Raw genomic sequence first — 18,045 nt, 5'->3', positions numbered from 1 at the left:
CTACGCATCCATAATCGCATAACAAGCGTGGGCGCTGGTCCATTCGCGGAGGAAATCATGGCCCTGAGCGACCTCAATCCGATCGAACGCAACGAGGAAGGTATCGCGGCGGTGCTCGGCATCCTCAAGCAGCGGCTGGGGGAGCGCTTCCAGACCGGTCAGGCCATCCGCTCGCAGCACGCGCATACCACCACCTATATCCCGACGCAGGCGCCCGACGGCGTGGCTTTCCCGGAGACGACGGCCGAGGTGCAGGAAATCGTGCGGGCCTGCGCCGCGCACCGCGTGCCGGTGATCGCGTTTGGCGTCGGCTCCTCGCTGGAAGGCCACACCAATGCGCCCGGCGGCGGCATTTCGGTCGATACGTCGCGGATGAACCGCATTCTTTCGGTCAATCCGCAGGATCTCGACTGCACCGTCGAACCCGGCGTGACGCGCGAGGATCTGAACCGGCATCTGCGCGACACCGGCCTGTTCTTCCCGATCGATCCCGGCGCCAATGCCTCGCTCGGCGGCATGGCGGCGACGCGGGCCTCCGGCACCAATGCGGTGCGCTACGGGACGATGCGCGAGAACGTGCTGTCGCTGACCGCGGTGATGGCCGACGGCGAAACGGTTACGACCGGCAAGCGGGCGAAGAAGAGTTCCGCTGGCTACGACCTGACACGGCTGCTCGTGGGCTCCGAGGGCACACTCGGCATCATCACGGCGCTGACTTTGAAGCTGCAAGGCATTCCGCAGGCGATCTCGGGCGGCGTCTGCCCATTCCCGAGCGTCGAGGCGGCCTGCAACGCCGTCATCGCGACGATCCAGATGGGCATTCCGGTGGCGCGCATCGAACTGGTCAACGCACTGCAGATGCGGGCGATGAAGACTTATTCCAAGCTCGACTATCCCGAGAGCCCGTGTCTGTTCGTCGAGTTCCACGGCAGCGACGCCGGTGTTGCCGAGCAGGCCGAGACCTTCGGCATGATCGCGGAAGAAAATGGCGGCGGGCCGTTCCTGTGGACCAGTGTCGCCGAGGAGCGGACCAAACTGTGGAAGGCCAGGCACGACGCCTACTGGGCGTCGCTGACGTTGCGGCCGGGCGCCAAGGGCCTGTCGACCGACGTCTGCGTGCCGATCTCGCGCTTTGCCGAATGCGTCACCGAAACCGAGGCCGACATTGCCGAGATGGGCTTGATCGCGCCGATCGTCGGCCATGCGGGCGATGGCAATTTCCATGTGCTGGTGCTGATGGACGTGAACGACCCCAAGGAGATCGCGCTGTCTGAGAAGTTCGTCGCGCGGCTCAACATGCGGGCGATCGCCATGGACGGCACCTGCACCGGTGAGCACGGCATCGGCCAGGGCAAGATCGGCTTCCTGCGCCATGAACTCGGCCATGGCGTCGACATCATGCGCACCATCAAACAGGCGCTCGATCCGCTCGATATCATGAACCCCGGCAAGATACTGCCGGGCGCCGGCCATTAAATGCCGACCGCCGAGACATTGCTGCCGATCGACATGCCACCGTCGTCTGCTGGCGCCGCTCCCTCAGGTCTTTGCGGACGAGGCTGCTCATTGCCTATCGTCAGCGCTCCGGATTCATTATTCGACGGCACGATCCGGGCTCGGTTTCACTGATAACAGGCAGCCAGGCTGTCGCCATGCTGACTACTATGGCGCCGGCCTGACGTTCTGGTTCTGTCGGAAGAAATTGGTAGGATCATATTTGTTTTTCAAAGCGGCCAACCTGGGATAGTTCTCACCGTAGGCCGCGAGAACCCGGTCCACTCCTTCCTCGCCGAGGTTGTTGGCATAAACTCCCCCGGTCGAGAACGGTCTCATCGCATCCCATAGGTCCCGCGCCCAACGGATGTGCGTCTCGTCATCGGCCGGATCGTCCCAGATCGAGATCGGGAAGCAATCGTAAAGCGCATCCCTGTTTGCGTAGGGGGTTTCGGTTCTTGGTACACGCGAGATGGCGCCGCCAACCTGTTGAAAGACAAGGAGCGACTCGCTGGGTGCGATCGCGAAAGCCGCGAGCAGCGTATCGATCGCCTGGTCCGTGATTTCGCGCATGAACTGCGCCTTCCAGTAATAGCGCCGCCCGCGCGGAAAGATGCTGTCCCCGGCCGATTGGATTTCAAGATACGAGACGGGAGCAATCCGGTCTTCTACCGGCCTGCCGTAGTCTCTCAACGGTTGGACTATTTGCTCGCCCTCGGCGAGCGGACCAATGTAACACGCCGAGATGCTGAAGAAGCGTTCGCCCGTGGGCGCCGTCACAAGCGCTGCGTCGAGGCTCAGCTCATCGGGAGCTTCGCTTGAAAACGCTCGATAGAAGCGCATGGCTTCACGCGCATCATCGTAGCGGTGCAGCACGGACCCTGCCACAAGCAGGGGGCCGACGGGATGAAGCTTGTATTCGAAAGTTGTAACGATTCCGAAATTGCCCCCGCCGCCCCGGATGCCCCAGAACAAATCCGCGTTTTCGGCTGCGTCTGCTCTGAGCAACCTGCCATCCGCCGTCACGATTTCGACGGCTACGAGATTGTCGCAGCTCAGCCCATATTTTCGGCCAAGCTTGCCGAACCCGCCGCCGAGTGTCAGTCCTGAAATGCCGGTGTCGCCATTCACGCCCATGGTCGTTGCGAGGCCATGGGCTTGTGTGGCAGCGTCGAATTCTCCCAGGTTCATGCCGGCCTCCGCGCGCGCAATCCGGCGCACCGGGTCGACTTCGATCCTCTTCATGCGCGACACATCGATCACCAGACCGCCGTCGCACACCGAACTTCCCGCGACGTTGTGGCCACCGCCGCGAACGGCGACCAGAAGGTTTTGCGATCGGGCAAAGCCGACCGCCGCGACGACGTCGCCGGCTTGGGCGCAGTAGATGACCGCGGCTGGTCGCTTGTCGACCATTCCATTCCAGACCCGGCGTGCCCGGTCATAGCCGGCATCGCCGGGAAGGATCAGATCTCCGCGAATTGCCTGTCTCAGCCGCGCGATTTCCGACGCCTGCAGGACTCGCCCCACCCTCGGATCGTCCGCCAGCATGAGCGTGCTCATCAAAGATCCTCCTTCGTGATCTGGTCTACAGGCTGGATGTGATGATCTCATGAACCCTCGTTTGCCGCAAAATCGAATATCTCAGTCGCCAGATGAGCTGGATTCATCTAGACTGCATGAATGAGAGAGCTTCCGCCGCTTGGATCCCTTCGCGCGTTCGAGGCTGCTGCCAGGCGGATGAGTTTCAGGGAGGCTGCGGCCGAATTGGGCGTGACACCCACAGCCATCAGCCACCAGATTCGAATGCTCGAGGTCATTTGTGGGCAACCGTTGTTTCGGCGGCGCCCCCGGCCGCTCGTGCTTACCAGTGCGGGCGAACGGCTGTTCCCGGGAGTTCGTAACGGCTTTGACACCTTCGCCACCGCAATTGCATCGGCATCGGCACGCGCTAGCCCACGTCCGTTGCGGGTGACGACCCCAAACGCATTTGCCAGCCGGTGGCTGGTGCCGCATCTGCCACATTGGCGAGCGCAGCATCCGGAAATTCCACTGGAGATAGTCGGAACGGACTCAGTGCTCGATCTGCGCTGTGGTACTGCGGACCTAGCGATCCGCTACGCCCGCAGGATGCCTCCGGACCTTGCCGCCCAGGAACTCTTTCGAGACACGTTCTTTCCGGTATGCAGTCCGCAGTTGCTGGCGAAAGACGTCCGACCGATCGAGCGGGCCGCCGATTTGCTGCACTATCCGCTCATCCATTTTGATTGGATGACCCGTGATCGCGAGGCGCCGACCTGGTCGCGATGGCTGGCGATGGCACGCTCTGTCGATCCCGGCATTCCTGATATCAACAGGGCGTGGGATCTAAGCTTTCGCGAAGAACTGCATGCGGTCGATGCGGTCGTGGCGGGCCAGGGTATCGCAATCTGCAGCGACGTCGTCGTCAGCCGCGAGCTCAAAAGCGGGGCGCTGGTCAAGGCACATGGCCTCTCTCTTCCGGGCTACGGCTTTTATCTAGCGTATGTGCCTGATCACCCTTTGCGGGCGCATGTCGAGGCCTTCGCCGCCTGGATGAGGTCGATAGTGTAACGTTTGCAATCAATCATGCCATGTGAGTGATTGGTCCGCCAGTTGTCCGACTGAGGCAGCAACGGAAAATAGCGCGTCTTGACCGCGCGGCCATTCGGGTCGAGGCTCCTGCAGTGGCAAGCTTGGACAGGCGTGCCGGTTGAGGAGGATTTTTATGGCCATTTCACGTAAGGAAGAAGCGCGCGCGCTGAGCGTCGATGAAAAGGAATTGGTGGAGAAATCGCACCACCCGGCGGTGCAGGAGCTTTCCGACTCCGACCTTTCCGGCCTGGTCAAGCTGTTGCGGGAACGGCGCGACAAGGCACAGGCCGAAGCGCATCGCAGGCGGCGCGAGATACGCGGCAAGGGAGCGGCGAAGGGCGCTACGCCGTCAAAGGCCGACGGCGGTTCGCAGCTGAAGCTCGCGGTGCTGGCCATGGCGATGCGGCGGCTGAACGGCGAGGCCGAACGGCGCCGCCAACTGGCGGCCCGTATTTCGCTGGTCGACAATGCGCGCAAGGCTCTGGCCTTGAAGCAGAAAGCCCCTGACGGTCCCACGCACAATTCGCGCACGGCGCACAAGGGGATGCGGGCCGTGGCCAACCAGAAGGTTGCAAGTCTTGTTCGACCGGCTGAACTCGGCCGGCAGCGCAAGGCGGCCAAGGTGGCGCAGGCAAAGCGCGACGCACGTTGAGGGTTCGGCCGTGCAGTGGAAGGCTTCTCTCACTTCGCCTGCACAAGCGTCTGCAGCATGGGGCGGGTCGGGGCGAAGAAGGTCGTGCCGGTCTGCGGCGTCGAGACGTCGAGCAGCCGGTCGTAGGCACCCGGCGGATCGCCGACATACATGCGCTGTAGCATCTTTTCGGTGACCCAGAGATATCTGCTGTAGCCGATGAAGTAGGTGCCGAACTCGTTCTGCCCGGGCCTGCCGAACGGCATGTTGTCGCGCAATATGTCGTATTCGTTGCCGTCGGCATCCTCGATGGTGGCCAGCGACTTGTGCGATTTGCGCGGCGCGTCGTCGTCGTCGATTTCGATATTGTCGATCTTGGTGCGGCCGATGATCGCCTCCTGCTCGGGCGTCGGAATGCGCGCCCAGGCCTGCATGTCGTGCAAATATTTCTGGACCACGACATAGCTGCCGCCGGCAAAGTCGGGATCCTCGTCACCGACCAGCGCCGAGGCGGGCAAGTCAAGGCCGGCCGGGTTGGCGGTGCCGTCGACGAAGCCGAGCAGGTCGCGGGCATCGAAATAGCGAAAGCCCGTCACTTCGTCGACGACGGTCACGCCGGGACCAAGCCTGTCGAGCAGGATACGTTCGAATTCGAAGCACATGTCGGGCCGCTCGGCGCGGATGTGGAACAGCAGGTCGCCCGGTGTCGTTGGCGCCGAATGGACCGCGCCCTTAATCGGCGCGAACGGCTTCAACTCCAGCGGCCGCCGGCCGGGGCTGAGCCGGTCCCAGAGATCGCGGCCGATGCCGGCGATGCAGGACAGGCGCCCGCCAAGGTCGCGGAATCCGACAGTCTTGACCAGATCGTCGAGTTCGCCGAGCACGGAACAAACCCTGGCCAGGGCCGGCTGTTCGCCGGCGACTGTGACGACAAGGAAAATCGCCGACTGCGATAGCGGGGCATCGACGCTCTGCGCATCGATCGGCACTCGATCCCAGTTCTTGCCCGACATCCAAGAATCTCCGCTTGTTCACGGATTTGTTTCAGATCGTCCGACATGACGCAACACCGGATGAATTGCCTCTTTATCGACACGCGGATGCGGGTAGAGTGCGACAGAATTTCAATCAACCTGTTCGGAGCGGATGCTCGCACGCCTGTTCGTGATCTTCGGTGGCCTGTTCGTGCTGGTGCTGCTTGCGGCGCTGGTGGTGCCGTACTTCGTCGACTGGACCGGCTACCGGGCCGAGTTCGAGCGTGAGGCAAGCGCCATCCTCGGCCGCAAGGTGACCGTGCAGGGCGACGCCACCGCAAGGCTGTTGCCGTTCCCCTCCGTGACCTTCTCGAATGTTGCCGTTGCCGGTGGCCCGAACGGCCAGCCGGCCATGACCGTCGAGACGTTTTCGATGGACGCCGAACTGGCGCCCTTCCTCCGCGGCGAGGTGCTGATCTTCGACATGCGGCTGGTGCGACCGAAGGCGACCATCGACATCGCCGCCAATGGTACCGTCGACTGGGCGATGCGTCCGTCCTCGCCCTTCGATCCGGGCCAGATCTCGATCGAGAAGCTGACGGTGACGGAAGGGCAGGTCGAACTGCGCCATGCCGCCGGCGGCCGCAGCCACATCTTTTCCGAGATCAACTCGACCATTTCGGCAAAATCGCTCGCCGGTCCGTGGCGCATGGATGGCACGCTGCGGCTGGACGGGTTGCGCACCACGGTCGCGGTCTCGACCGGCAAGGCCGAACCTTCCGGGCAGTTGCGGCTTCGGGTGAAGGCGGACCCTGATGCCTATCCGTTGGCCATCGAGACCGACGGCAATGCCGGCATCGTCAACGGTGCGGCCGCCTATTCCGGCCAGTTCAAGATTTCGGGTGCCGACAAGAATTCAGCCGAACTGCGCGGCACGGATGGCGAGACGGTGAAGGTCAGCGCCGGCAAGCCCGATCCGGGATTCCGGCTGAACGGCAAGTTCTCGCTCGACCATCAGAAGCTTGGCGTTGACGAATTCCGTTTCGAGACCGGTCCGCTCGACAATCCATACACCGCCGACGGCAAGGCCTCGGTCGATCTCGGCCAGAAACCGAGCTTTGCCATCGAGGCCAATGGCGCGCAGGTGCAGCTAGACGAGGCGGTGGGGGGGCAGGCCGGTGCGGGCCTGACGCTGGACCAGCGTATCGCGGGGCTGGAACAGGCGCTGCTCGATCTGCCGAAGCCGACCATTCCCGGCACGGTCGAGGTCAAGCTGCCGGCGGTGGTGGCCGGCGACACGACGGTGCGCGACGTTCATCTTTCCGCCGAACCGGTCGATGACGGCTGGTCGGTAAAATCGCTCGCCGCGACCTTGCCAGGCCGCACCAAGCTGGAAGCCGATGGCAAGGTCATGCTCAACGTGCAGGGCCATTTCGGCTTCACCGGCTCTTTACTGCTCGCCGTGGCGCAGCCCTCCGGTTTTGCAGCCTGGCTGTCGAAGGATGTCGACGAAGCGATCCGCCGTCTGCCTGCCGCCGGTTTCAAGGCCAAGGTCGATCTCTCGGAAAACCATCAATCCTTCAGCGATCTCGAATTGATCTTGGGCAAGGCGAAGTTTTCCGGCCGCATCGATTCCAGCCAGCCTGACGACGCAAAGCCATCGGTGCTGATGCGGCTCGAGGGCGGTGACCTCGATGTCGACGGGCTGGCGGCCTTCGCCTCGATCTTCGTCAGCGACAAGGGCGCCAACCGTTTTGCCAGCAGCGACCTCGATTTCCAGATCAAGGCCGGCCCGGTCAACGCTGGCGGCTTGACAGCCGATACCGTCGACACCGCGCTCAGGCTGCGGGATGGGCTGCTCGAAATCGACCGGCTGTCGGTCGGCGGACTGGCCGGCGCCTCGATCAGCGCCACCGGCCGGATCAAGGATTTTCCGGCGAGCCCGACCGGCAAGCTCGATGCCTCGGTGGTCGCGGTCGACCTGAAACCACTGATCGACGTCGCCGCGCAGCACTATCCGGACAATGCCGTGCTGAAGGGGCTGGCCGGTCGCGCCGCCGCTTATCCCGACCTGTTCCAGGATGCGCGCATCGACCTCGTGGCCAGTGCCGCCGACAATGGCGACGGCTCCACGGGCCTGGCGGTGAGCGGGCAAGGCAAGGCCGGCGGCTCGTCGTTTTCGGCGTCGCTGTCGGGGAAGGGCGCGGTGGACAAGCTGGCCGACGCGCCGGTGATACTGACTTTCAATGCCAAGAACCCAGACGCAACCGCCTTGCTGGCGCTCTACGGCCTGCCGGCCCTACCGCTCGGCATGCTGGGCGAGGCAAGCACCGATATCCAGGCCAAGGGCACGTTCGGCGGCGGCCTGACGACGAGCTTCAGCCTTGCCGGCAACGACTTCAAGGCCGGCTTCGAGGGAACGGTCGCCGACACGCCGCAAGGTCCGACGGCGAAGGGCAAGGTCAACCTCGACGCCTCCGACATCGAGCCATGGCTGATGACGACGGGCATCGGCCTGCCCGGCATGGGCGCCGGCATGTCGACATCGCTGGCCGCGCAGGCCGACTACGGCAACGGCCTGCTGGTTCTCTCCGGGCTCAGCGGCGCCATCAACGAGGCTGCCGTGTCCGGCGACATCAATCTCGATGTCAAGCAGGGGGTTGACGGCAAGGACGGCGTGCCGCATCTGGCCGGCGCGCTGGCGCTCGACGAACTCGACCTCGATCCGATGGCGGTGGCGCTGTTCGGCGATTCCGCTTTTTTGGTGGACAAGAACGGGGCCGACAAGAGCGACAAGGCCGGCAAGAGTGACAAGGCCAACAGGACCGGTGCGTGGCCGTCGGCGCCGTTCAGCCAGAAGTCCAGCCTGCCGTTCACCGCCGATCTCGACCTGACCACGGCTTCGCTGGCCGCCGGCCCGTTGGCCACCGCCTATGATGCTGCTTTCTCGCTCAAGCTCGACCCGGAAGGCATTCGGGTCGCCGATCTCAAAGCCAAGTTCCTCGGCGGTGCGCTGACCGGCCTGTTCGAATTGAAGAACAATGACGGCACCGGGCTTCTCACCGGACAGATGAAACTGGCGGGCGCCGACCTGGCTGATCTATTGCCGAATGCGGGCATCGGCGGCATTGGCAATTTCTCGACGACGTTGTCGACCAGCGGCAAATCGGTCGATGCGATGGTCGCCGCTTTGTCGGGATCCGGCACGGCGACGCTGAAGGGCTTGCAGATCGCCGGGGTCAATCCTGACGCGTTCGGCGCGTTCCTCGCCAAGGCGGATGCGATCGGCCGCGATATCGACGCCGCCAAGACCGCCAGCTTCGCGCCTGACATCGCCGCCGACGGCAGCTTCGCCGCCGGGAATGCCGAGGTCGCCTTCACGATTGCCGGCGGCACGCTGCGAGCGCCGCCGATCAGTCTTGAAAATCCGGCGGCGACCTTGTCGGCCGGCATCACGGCGGACCTCAACGCCAGCACGGTTTCGGCCAAGGGCGCGGTCACCTATCGGCCCGGCGACGAAGCGCTGGTCGGCTCCGAGCCGGCGGTGAATTTCACCGCCGAGGGGCCGTTCGGCGCTGTGAAACGGCAGTTCGACAGCGAGCCGCTGGCGCAGTTCCTGACCCAGCGCGCGCTGGAAAAAGAACAGCAACGCGTCGAGGCTATGCAGGCCGCACTGCTCGAGAAACAGCGGCTGCGGCGCGAGGTGCGCTATTACGCGGCCCTTCAGGATGCCCGCGATAAGGCCGCGGAAGAACTGCGCCAGCAGGAGGAAGCGGCGCGCCTGAAAGCAGAAGCCGACGCCAAGGCGAAAGCGGAGGCGGACGCTCAGGCCCAGGCTGAAGCGGATGCGAAGGCGAAGGCCGACGCGGCAGCGAAAGCCCAGGCGGATGCAGACGTGAAAGCCAAGGCCGATGCCGAGGCCAAGGCGGCGGCGGAACAGCAGGCGGCGGACGAGGCGGCCAAGGCACAGGCCGAGCAGGAGCGCCAGAAGGCGGAGGCGGCGATGCGCATTGCCTCCCAGGAAAAAGCCAGGCTCGAAGCCGAGCGCAAGGCGGCGGAACAGGCACCCAAGGTCGAGCGGGTGCCCGCCAACGACAATCCGCCTCCGGCCAAGCCGAAAGCCAATCCGTTCACGGTCGACAATCTGTTGAAGTCGCTGCAGTAGGCAGTAGGGTTAGGTTTTCCGGCTGCTCGCCCGACAGGCAATCGTTTCAAAGAACAGACGTTTCGGCGCCGTCAGCGACGTATCTGGCGTGGCGGAAGTCGCGAATGGCGGCAAGCCTGCCGCCCTGCCAATCCAGCAGGATAAAGTATGTCGGTGCTGCCGCAGGGTCATTGGGATCGTGCACGAGGATTGCCGGACGGTCTTCGACGAAACCAGGCTGGAAATACCAGTCCTGCACCCGGGAATAATTGCCGAAATAGGTGGCCACCTCCTTGCGACCGCTGAGCCTTGCCCTGGCCACCAGTTCCAGCCGTACTTCATCGGCCAGCATATCCCGCACCGCGTCGAAATCGCGGGCGTTGAAGCGGTCGACATAGGCGTCGAGCAACAGGCGCTCCGATGCACTCAACCTGGGAACAGGACGATCGTCCTGTTCATTGGCGATCTCGCGCAGCCGGCCACGGCCACGATGCAGCGCGGCCTTGATCGCGGGGATGCTGTTGTCGAGCATGGTGCTGATTTCCTGCAGCGAATAGCCCAGGACATCCATCATGATGACGCTGCTTCGTTGCGCGACGGGAAGGCGCATGAAACTGTGCAATCCCGCCGCCGCGGCCTGCCGGTCGGCGATAGAATTAGCCGGGTCGGCGATCATGTCCGGCTCCTCGTCGGAGAAAGTCTTCTCACGGGCGCGGCGGCGCAGGAAATCGAGCGCCGCATTGTGGGCGATGCGAAACAGCCAGCCTTCGGGATTGGCGATCGGCCCGGCGCCGGGCAAGGCCTCGAATGCCTTGGCCAAGGCCTCCTGCAAGACGTCCTCGCCGTCGACGACCGAGCCTGTCATGCGGGCGCGATAGCGATGCAGTTTCGGACGCAATTCGCCGAACAAGCGATCGAAAGGCTCGCGTATTTCGCCTTGGCTGTTCATGCACCGGCCGTTCTTGACATGGTTCTTTTCAGGCTACTCGTCCAGCATCCGATAATGGCCTACCACGGTCATCGCGTCACGATGCGGAGGGTCGATGCAGCGATCCCTGATGCCATTCTGGAAGGCCTCGAAAGCGGCAAGCCCGGAGATGATGTCGGCATGCTCGTCGGTTTCGGTCTCGACGAGATGGACGAAAGTGCCGTCGCCGGAGCGCCAGGTCATGTAGCGAACGCCTTCCGGCGATTTGCCGCGCAGTTCCTCGAACACAGCCTTGACCAGGCGCTCGTTCTCGTCGGCGCGGTCCGGCTTCGTTTTGTAGCGTATCAAATGGTGTTTCATCGCATCGGCTCCTTGGCTGTCGCGTCTCCAAGACGCCGCGGCCAGGCCAAAGGATTCGGGTTCCGAAAAATAGTTCGGTATCGGCCCGCGCAGACGCCGGGCGTCAGTCTTGGCCCCGATCGAGCAGGCGCCGCAGCATGGGTTCTATGCGCGAGAGCTCGTCGAGATGCGCGGCGGACAACTCGGCAAGGCAATCGTCGGCGCGCTCGGTCAGCCGCAGCAGCACGCGGCGGTGGTCGTCCTTGTCCTGGTCGCGTACGACCAATCCTGCCTCGCCGAGGCGGTTGACCAATTCGACGGCGCTGTGGTGGCGGATGCGCAGGCGTTCTGCCAGGTCGCCCACCGTCACCGGTCCGCCGCCGGGAAATCCCTTGATCGCCAGCAGTGCCTGGTGCTGGCGCGGGGTCAGGCCGGCGTCCTCGGCCTGCACCTGGCTGAACTCGAGGAAGCGGCGGATCAGGTAGCGGAACTCGGACAGCCGCTGGTAGTCGGATCGCCTGATGGCGGGGCGTGGTGTCTTGGGCGGCTGCGTCATATCGGAGATGTCTTCGTTTTCCGGTGAAAGCTCAAACGAAATTTCGAGCAAAACCGGCTTGAATAGATATATCGTGTTACGATACATAGCCAGCCGACAATCGGCTGGCCACTTCGACCGTGCCGCAGAACCAGACACGGCCGCCGCCAGGAAGCAGAGCCACCATGAAGACCCACAACTCCAATCCCGGCCATCTCCGGGATTTCACCACGGATGCCAGAGTGTTGCTCGTCGCCGCGATAGCGGTGGTGGTGGCGACCGCCGGGCTGTTTGCCGGCATCGTGCTTCTGAAGCTGATCCGGCTGGCCACCAACATCGCCTATTTCGGCCAGTTCTCGCTTGCCGAACTGAAGCTGCAGGATGCGCCGCTTGGGCTTGCCGCCGTCATCGTTCCGGTCATCGGCGCGCTGATCATCGGCCTGATGGCGCGCTATGGCAGCGAGAAGATCCGCGGCCACGGCATTCCCGAGGCGATCGAGGCGATCCTGCTCGGGCGCTCCAGACTGGACGCCAAGGTAGCAATCCTGAAGCCGCTGTCGTCGGCGATCTCGATCGGCTCCGGCGGGCCGTTCGGTGCCGAGGGCCCAATTATCATGACCGGCGGCGCCATCGGTTCTCTGATCGCGCAGATGCTGCCGGTCAGCGATACCGAACGCAAGACGCTGTTGGTCGCGGGGGCGGCGGCCGGCATGACCACCGTGTTCGGCACGCCGATCGCCGCCATCATGCTGGCGGTGGAACTGCTTTTGTTCGAATGGACGCCGCGCAGCTTCATTCCCGTGGCGGTGGCGGCCATCGTGGCGGAGGTGGAGCGCACGATGCTGCACATGCCGGGGCCGATCTTTCCGTTCCAGGGCAGCATGGCGGTTTCCTTCCTCGGTCTTGGCGGCTGGGTGCTGGTCGGCATCTGCGCAGGTCTTTTGTCGGGACTGCTGACGCAGATGGTCTATGCCTGCGAGGACGGCTTCCAGAAGCTGCCGATCCACTGGATGTGGTGGCCGATGCTCGGTGGCCTGGTGGTCGGCATAGGCGGCCTGATCGACCCACGGGCGCTTGGTGTCGGCTATGACAACATCGCCGACATGCTGGACGGCCGCACGATCGCCACCGCGGCGCTGCTGCTGCTGGTGGTCAAGGCCGTCATCTGGTCGGTGGCGCTCGGCTCGGGAACCTCGGGCGGCGTGCTGGCGCCGCTGCTGATCATGGGTGGCGCAATGGGCGCGGTGCTTGCCGGAATCCTGCCGGCGGCGGACCCGGGCTTCTGGGCGCTGCTAGCCATGGCCGCCACCATGGGCGGCACCATGCGCGCGCCGCTGACAGCTACTTTCTTCGCCGTCGAGCTGACCGGCAACACACAAGTGCTGGTGCCGCTGATCGCGGCCAGCGCGGCGGCGCATGCGGTCACCGTGCTCCTGATGAAGCGTTCGATCCTGACCGAGAAGATCGCCAGGCGAGGGCACCACCTCGTGCGCGAATATCGCGTCGACCCATTTGCCCTGACCAGGGTGCGCGAGGTGATGACGTCAGAGGTCGAGAGCGTGCCGGCGACGATGACGCTGCATGGCGCGGCCGCCTTCCTGACCGCGCCGGAAACCCGGCATCCTAGCTTTCCCGTCGTCGACGAAAACAGGCAGGTGCTCGGCCTCATTGATCCGCCGGCGATCCTGCGCTGGCGCCGTGCCGGCAAGCACCGGACGACGACGCTCGGCGAGCTGCTGGCCGGAAGCAAGGTGACGCTGGCCTATCCTGACGAATATCTGGAAGGCCTGTCGGACAAGCTCCTGATGGCCAATGTATCGCATCTGCCTGTCGTGGCGCGCGAGGATGGAAGGCTGGTCGGCTATGTCGGCTGGAAGGATCTGATGCGCGTGCGCTCGCGCAAGCAGGCTGAGGAGCGTGAGCGCTCGACCTTGCTCGGCTTCGGCAACAGACGCAAGAATGAGGAAGGCACGGTTTCTTCTTAAGTGTTGCCGGCGCCGCGTTTTGCCCACTCCAGGACATAGAGCCTCAGCGCGGAGGAGAGGTTGGTGTCGCGGGGCCGGGTCTCGTCGATTTCGGCGACAAGGGCGGCGAGCGTCAGTTTTCTCAACGCCGCCATCGCGACGAGATCGTCATAGAAGGGCTTTTCGAGGGAATAGCTGGTGCGATGGCCGCGAATGGTCACCGAGCGTTTTTCGACGGCGCTCATTGGTCGTTAGGTCGGCTGGGCTTTTCGCGGTGATGGCCCGCAACGAACCTTTCGCTCTTCTCGGCGATCAGGCGGTCGCGTTCCTTTTCGGCCTTGGTGCGACCGTGCAAGGCGCGATTCTGGCTGGCAGCTTGTTCCTTGTCGTCCCGCGCCTTCTGCTTGCGAGCCTGGCGGAGATTGACGATGTCGGCCACGGACCGGAGCCTATTTCTTGCGGAAGGCGTCGAGCGAGACCACTTCGGCGCCCTTGGCGCCGGCATCCGCGGCGGCGGGCTTCTTCTCGGCTTCGGCGGCGGCCTTCTTCTCGGCCTTCGGCTTCTTCTCGGCGACGATGGTCAGCGGTTCGGGCGCCGGTGCTGCCGGTTCCTCGTCGGGCTGCGCATCGGTCTTGACATCGAATTCGAGTTCGAAATTGACCGAGGGATCGTAGAAGCCGCGCACGGCCGAGAACGGGATCTCGAGTTTCTCCGGCACGTCGGAGAACGAGAGGCCGACCTCGAAGCCGGTGTCCGTCACCTTCAGGTCCCAATACTGGAACTGGATGACGATGGTCATCTGCTCGGGATAGCGCTCGCGCAGGCGCGACGACACGCGCACGCCCGGCGCGCCGGTCAGGAACGTGATGAAGAAATGATGGTTGCCGGGGAGGCCGGTGCGCGCGACCTCGGCCAGGACCTTGCGCATGACGCCGCGCAACGCCTCCTGGGCCAGAATGTCGTAGCGGATGTGGTCGTCGGCCATGAGGTGGTCGGGTTCCGTTGAATCGTCCGCATATGTAATCAAGCTTGAGGGCGGCGTAAACCTGATATAGATCGCTGCGGCGCCGAAGCGAAGACTATTGCCAACGATTTGATCGGCAAGGAGGCTTCGCCGCAACGCCAAATGTTATGCGTTAGCCAGCGCAGTGTGTTTTTTCACCCCGGCCGGGGAAGGGTGCTTGCCGAAAGCGCGCAGGAAGGTGCGCACGCCGTTCGTCGCCGATTGCACCACCTCGTCCTCACACGGCGTGCCGCCAAGCATGAAGGTGGTCTGCAATTCGGCATTGACGAGGCCGAGGAACTGGCGTGCCGCCACGTCGGGATCGTCGATCGTGAGGTGGCCGCCATAGGCCAGGCGGGCGAAGCGGGCGGCGATTGCCGGCCATGTTCGGCCCGGGCCCTGTTCGCGCCACTCGGCGAAGAGTTCGGGATAGCGCTCGCCCTCGGTCTGGATCAGCTTGCGCAGGAATTTTCCGTCGCGGTTGCAGATGCAGTTCTGATTTAGGCGCACGGCAAAACCGATCAGGTCTGCTTCGAGATCCCCGGGTTGATCGGGGAAGGTGGCAATGGTGGCGAAAATGCCGGCGTTGCAGCGCTCGGTCAGGTCGCGCACGACGGCGATGAACAGTTTTTCCTTGTCGCGATGGTGGTTGTAGACGGTCTGGCGAGACACGCCTGCCTCGGCAGCGATCAAGTCGATATTGGCGCCAGCGAAACCTTCTCGGCAGAACACGCCGGCAGCGGCGTCGACGATCGACAGGCGCTTGGCCTCATGGCCGCGTGGCGGGAAAGTGTCAGGAGAAACGCCCGGTCTCATCAAAATCTATATAGAGGCGATTGACCATTTGGACAAGGGTGTCTAAATTTGTGGACAAGATATAAGGGGATTTCACTCCAGAGGGAAAGTTCGCTCCCGGAGTAGGAACCCCGCGGGATGGAACGTCCTAGGGTCAGACGTCGCCTGGCGGCGCCAACCAGATTCGAAAGAAGCCAATATCATGAGTCCCAAATTCCTCCGCATTGCGGTCGTGCTCGGCCTGTTGTCCGCCATCGGCCCGTTCGCCATCGACATGTATCTGCCCGCGCTGCCGTCCATCGGCGCGGATCTGCAAGCCGGCACCGCCGCCGTGCAGATGAGCCTTTTGATCTTCTTCCTGTCGATGGGCTTCGGCCAGATCGTCGTCGGGCCGATCTCCGACATGGTCGGCCGCAAGCTGCCGCTCTATGGCGGCCTGGCGCTGTTCATGGCCGGCGGCATCGGTTCTGCAATGGCGCCGACCATCGAATGGTTGATCGCCTTCCGCTTCCTGCAGGGGCTTGGCGCCAGCGCCGGCATGGCCATTCCGCGCGCAATCGTGCGCGATCTGCACACCGGCAATGAAGCGGCCAAGCTGATGTCGCTGCTGATGCTGGTGTTTTCGGTGTCGCCGATCCTGGCGCCGCTGACCGGCAGCCAGATCATCGAGAATTTCGGCTGGCGTGCCGTGTTCTGGACGGTGACCGGCGCGGCGGTGCTCGCCACCATTCTGCTCGCCACTTCGCTCAAGGAGACGCGGCCGGCGGAAGAACGTGTCGGTTCCTCCTTCGGCACCGCGCTTGCCGGCTATCGCTTCCTGATGGGCGACCGTAATTTCCTTGGCCTGGTGGCGATCGCCGGCTTCGGCATTGCGAGCTTCTTCGTCTATCTGTCGAGCTCGTCCTTCATCCTGATCGACCACTACGGGCTGTCGCCTTCGGTCTACAGCGTGTTCTTCTCGATCAATGCGGTGGCCTTCATCGGCATGTCGCAACTGACCGGCCTGCTTTCCGAACGGTTCGGGCTGAAGCGCGTGGTGTGGGTGGCAGTGACCGGCTATGCCACGACGATGGTTGTGCTGTTCGCCATCATGGCGACGGGGGTCGATCGGCTCGACGTGATGGCGGCACTGCTGTTCGTCGGCTACGGCTTCCTCGGCCTGGTTATCCCGACCACGTCGGTGCTGGCCATGGAAGAGCATGGCGAGATCGCCGGCACTGCGTCGGCGCTGATGGGCACGCTGCACTTTGCCATCGGCGCACTCGCCATGGGCGTTGCCGGCGTGTTTTTCGACGGCACGCCGTTGCCGATGGTCGCCGGCATCACGCTCTGCGCGGTGATCTCGTTCGCGCTGGCGAAGGTCACGCTTGGCCGCTCGCGGGAAGCCGCCGAAGCGCCGGCGGAATAGGAAATCTTCAATGAACCAGGAAAGGCCGGGTCGATCCCGGCCTTTTTGTGCCGGAGGCATCGCGGACGCAAGCTGCAGTCGTTTATCCCGGCGCAAAGCCGGCGTTTGCTCCCGAGTCCCGACTCCTATCTGGCTGCTGACGGCGCTCAGCTGAGTTCCTGGGCGAGTCCAATGAGAAGCCCTTCAGGCCCACGGATATAGCAGAGCCGATACACGTCCTTGTACTCGACCACTTCGCCCACAAGGTGCGCGCCGCGCGTGCGGAGCCTTTCAAGCGTATGGTCGATGTCGTCCACGGTGAACATGACGCGGAGGTAGCCCAGGGCGTTGACCGGAGCGTTCCGGTGATCCGCGACGACAGGCGGCGTGAGGAAGCGGGAGAGCTCCAGCCGGCTATGGCCGTCCGGTGTGCGCATCATGGCGATTTCGACATGCTGATCGCCCAGCCCGGTGACACGTCCGGCCCATTCTCCCTCGATCGTGGCCCGCCCTTCGAACTCGAGACCGAGTTCGCGAAAGAAATCGATCGCCTCTCCGAGGTCTTCGACGACGATTCCCACATTATCCATCCGCTTGAGCGCCATGTTTCCAATCTCCAAGATGTCGTTTCAATCTACAACAAGCGTCGCCCGGTTCCAAAAACGCACATAAACGCACATGAAAGGTCGGACAGGTCCAGCCTCTTTATGTCCGCGATATCAGTGGCAATCCAGCAGCGTCGAGGAGGAAGCGCACGCGCTCCTCGACTGGCGCGAGCGGCAAGGTCACCAATTCGTAGCCGAGTTCGGCATAGACGCCGGCCACCGATTGGCAAGTGCGCTCGGCCTCGTCGAGCGTTTGCTTGCGTTCTTCGTCCTGGGTGAAGATTTCCGGCCGTGGCCGCACTGGTGAGGTGACTCGGCACCGGCAGTCCGCAGAGCCTGAGATAGCCGATCGTGTCCGGCACGCCGCGATCAAAGAAGACCGGTGCGGCCAGCTCGCGGGCCGCGATACGAGCGCATCTCCCAAGACAGCATCAGTTCGGCGAACAATGCGCGATCGCTCCAGGGCAGGGCGGTTCCGCCAATGGCGGATTGGTCGCGGATGATACTGCGTCCGGCCTCGACGGATGTCGCAAAGCCGGCCTGCCGCAAGGCTTCGATCAAGGTGGTCTTGCCGGAGCCGGGGCCGCCCGTCAGCACGAAGAATCGATCGGAATCGTTTTGCATTTTTGTCC

The 18,045-nt window shown here is 63.7% G+C and carries 16 protein-coding genes and 1 pseudogene; 6 read left to right on the top strand and 11 right to left on the bottom strand.

The window, feature by feature from the left end; genetic code table 11:
* The first annotated feature begins 57 nt into the window (after nt 1-57).
* A complete protein-coding gene (locus C7I87_RS00280; protein WP_149902307.1) occupies nt 58-1,476 on the top strand; it encodes an FAD-binding oxidoreductase in 1,419 nt (472 codons plus the stop codon).
* Between the two features lie 186 nt (nt 1,477-1,662).
* On the opposite strand, the gene C7I87_RS00275 is transcribed toward C7I87_RS00280, so the two are convergent.
* Complete coding sequence (locus C7I87_RS00275) at nt 1,663-3,057, bottom strand: FAD-binding oxidoreductase (RefSeq protein ID WP_246696115.1); 1,395 nt, start codon at nt 3,055-3,057, stop codon at nt 1,663-1,665.
* Nucleotides 3,058-3,177: 120 nt separating this feature from the next.
* Between C7I87_RS00275 and C7I87_RS00270 the strand changes: the two genes are divergently transcribed.
* Both C7I87_RS00270 and C7I87_RS00265 read left to right on the top strand, forming a co-directional pair.
* On the top strand, nt 3,178-4,086 hold the full coding sequence (locus tag C7I87_RS00270) for a LysR substrate-binding domain-containing protein (RefSeq protein ID WP_149902306.1): 909 nt from the start codon (nt 3,178-3,180) through the stop codon (nt 4,084-4,086).
* 154 nt (nt 4,087-4,240) lie between these two features.
* Nucleotides 4,241-4,759: a hypothetical protein gene (locus C7I87_RS00265; RefSeq protein ID WP_149902305.1), complete on the top strand. Its 519-nt coding sequence runs from the start codon at nt 4,241-4,243 to the stop codon at nt 4,757-4,759.
* Nucleotides 4,760-4,788: 29 nt separating this feature from the next.
* On the opposite strand, the gene C7I87_RS00260 is transcribed toward C7I87_RS00265, so the two are convergent.
* A complete protein-coding gene (locus C7I87_RS00260; RefSeq protein WP_149902304.1) occupies nt 4,789-5,751 on the bottom strand; it encodes a Dyp-type peroxidase in 963 nt (320 codons plus the stop codon).
* Between the two features lie 133 nt (nt 5,752-5,884).
* Between C7I87_RS00260 and C7I87_RS00255 the strand changes: the two genes are divergently transcribed.
* Complete coding sequence (locus C7I87_RS00255) at nt 5,885-9,877, top strand: AsmA family protein (RefSeq protein WP_149902303.1); 3,993 nt, start codon at nt 5,885-5,887, stop codon at nt 9,875-9,877.
* A 46-nt stretch (nt 9,878-9,923) separates the two neighbouring features.
* Here the strand turns inward: C7I87_RS00255 and C7I87_RS00250 are convergent, their stop codons facing one another.
* From C7I87_RS00250 to C7I87_RS00240, 3 genes are all read right to left on the bottom strand, one after another.
* Nucleotides 9,924-10,805 carry a sigma-70 family RNA polymerase sigma factor gene (locus tag C7I87_RS00250; protein WP_149902302.1) on the bottom strand — a complete coding sequence of 294 codons (882 nt, stop codon included), beginning with the start codon at nt 10,803-10,805 and terminating at the stop codon, nt 9,924-9,926.
* Nucleotides 10,806-10,838: 33 nt separating this feature from the next.
* Nucleotides 10,839-11,144, bottom strand: a complete 306-nt coding sequence (locus tag C7I87_RS00245) for a hypothetical protein (RefSeq protein WP_149902301.1) — start codon at nt 11,142-11,144, stop codon at nt 10,839-10,841.
* A gap of 103 nt (nt 11,145-11,247) precedes the next feature.
* On the bottom strand, nt 11,248-11,679 hold the full coding sequence (locus C7I87_RS00240) for a MarR family winged helix-turn-helix transcriptional regulator (protein WP_188393664.1): 432 nt from the start codon (nt 11,677-11,679) through the stop codon (nt 11,248-11,250).
* Nucleotides 11,680-11,843: 164 nt separating this feature from the next.
* Here C7I87_RS00240 and C7I87_RS00235 point away from each other — a divergent pair, with 164 nt between their 5' ends.
* Nucleotides 11,844-13,643, top strand: a complete 1,800-nt coding sequence (locus C7I87_RS00235) for a chloride channel protein (protein WP_149902300.1) — start codon at nt 11,844-11,846, stop codon at nt 13,641-13,643.
* Here the strand turns inward: C7I87_RS00235 and C7I87_RS00230 are convergent.
* The 4 genes from C7I87_RS00230 to C7I87_RS00215 all read right to left on the bottom strand — a co-directional run bounded on the left by C7I87_RS00230 (nt 13,640) and on the right by C7I87_RS00215 (nt 15,442).
* Nucleotides 13,640-13,867 carry a ribbon-helix-helix domain-containing protein gene (locus tag C7I87_RS00230; protein WP_149902299.1) on the bottom strand — a complete coding sequence of 76 codons (228 nt, stop codon included), beginning with the start codon at nt 13,865-13,867 and terminating at the stop codon, nt 13,640-13,642. The genes C7I87_RS00235 and C7I87_RS00230 overlap by 4 nt on opposite strands.
* A complete protein-coding gene (locus C7I87_RS00225; RefSeq protein WP_149902298.1) occupies nt 13,864-14,061 on the bottom strand; it encodes a DUF4169 family protein in 198 nt (65 codons plus the stop codon). The genes C7I87_RS00230 and C7I87_RS00225 overlap by 4 nt, the downstream gene beginning before the upstream one ends.
* Nucleotides 14,062-14,071: 10 nt before the next feature.
* Nucleotides 14,072-14,608 (bottom strand): SspB family protein, encoded by a 537-nt coding sequence (locus C7I87_RS00220; RefSeq protein WP_149902297.1) that lies wholly within the window; start codon nt 14,606-14,608, stop codon nt 14,072-14,074.
* A 144-nt stretch (nt 14,609-14,752) separates the two neighbouring features.
* Nucleotides 14,753-15,442, bottom strand: a complete 690-nt coding sequence (locus C7I87_RS00215; RefSeq protein WP_149902296.1) for a TetR/AcrR family transcriptional regulator — start codon at nt 15,440-15,442, stop codon at nt 14,753-14,755.
* A 181-nt stretch (nt 15,443-15,623) separates the two neighbouring features.
* Here C7I87_RS00215 and C7I87_RS00210 point away from each other — a divergent pair, with 181 nt between their 5' ends.
* Nucleotides 15,624-16,829: a multidrug effflux MFS transporter gene (locus C7I87_RS00210; RefSeq protein WP_149902295.1), complete on the top strand. Its 1,206-nt coding sequence runs from the start codon at nt 15,624-15,626 to the stop codon at nt 16,827-16,829.
* 146 nt (nt 16,830-16,975) lie between these two features.
* Here C7I87_RS00210 and C7I87_RS00205 read toward each other — a convergent pair whose 3' ends face one another.
* Nucleotides 16,976-17,413, bottom strand: a complete 438-nt coding sequence (locus C7I87_RS00205; RefSeq protein ID WP_149902294.1) for a VOC family protein — start codon at nt 17,411-17,413, stop codon at nt 16,976-16,978.
* Nucleotides 17,414-17,513: 100 nt separating this feature from the next.
* Nucleotides 17,514-18,037, bottom strand: a pseudogene (locus C7I87_RS00200) (AAA family ATPase).
* Nucleotides 18,038-18,045: the final 8 nt, after the last annotated feature.

Source organism: Mesorhizobium sp. SARCC-RB16n, from assembly GCF_008520305.1.
Classification (GTDB): Bacteria; Pseudomonadota; Alphaproteobacteria; order Rhizobiales; family Rhizobiaceae; genus Mesorhizobium.
Note: the sequence above shows the minus strand (reverse complement) of the source record. Positions and strands in the feature narration are given on the sequence as shown.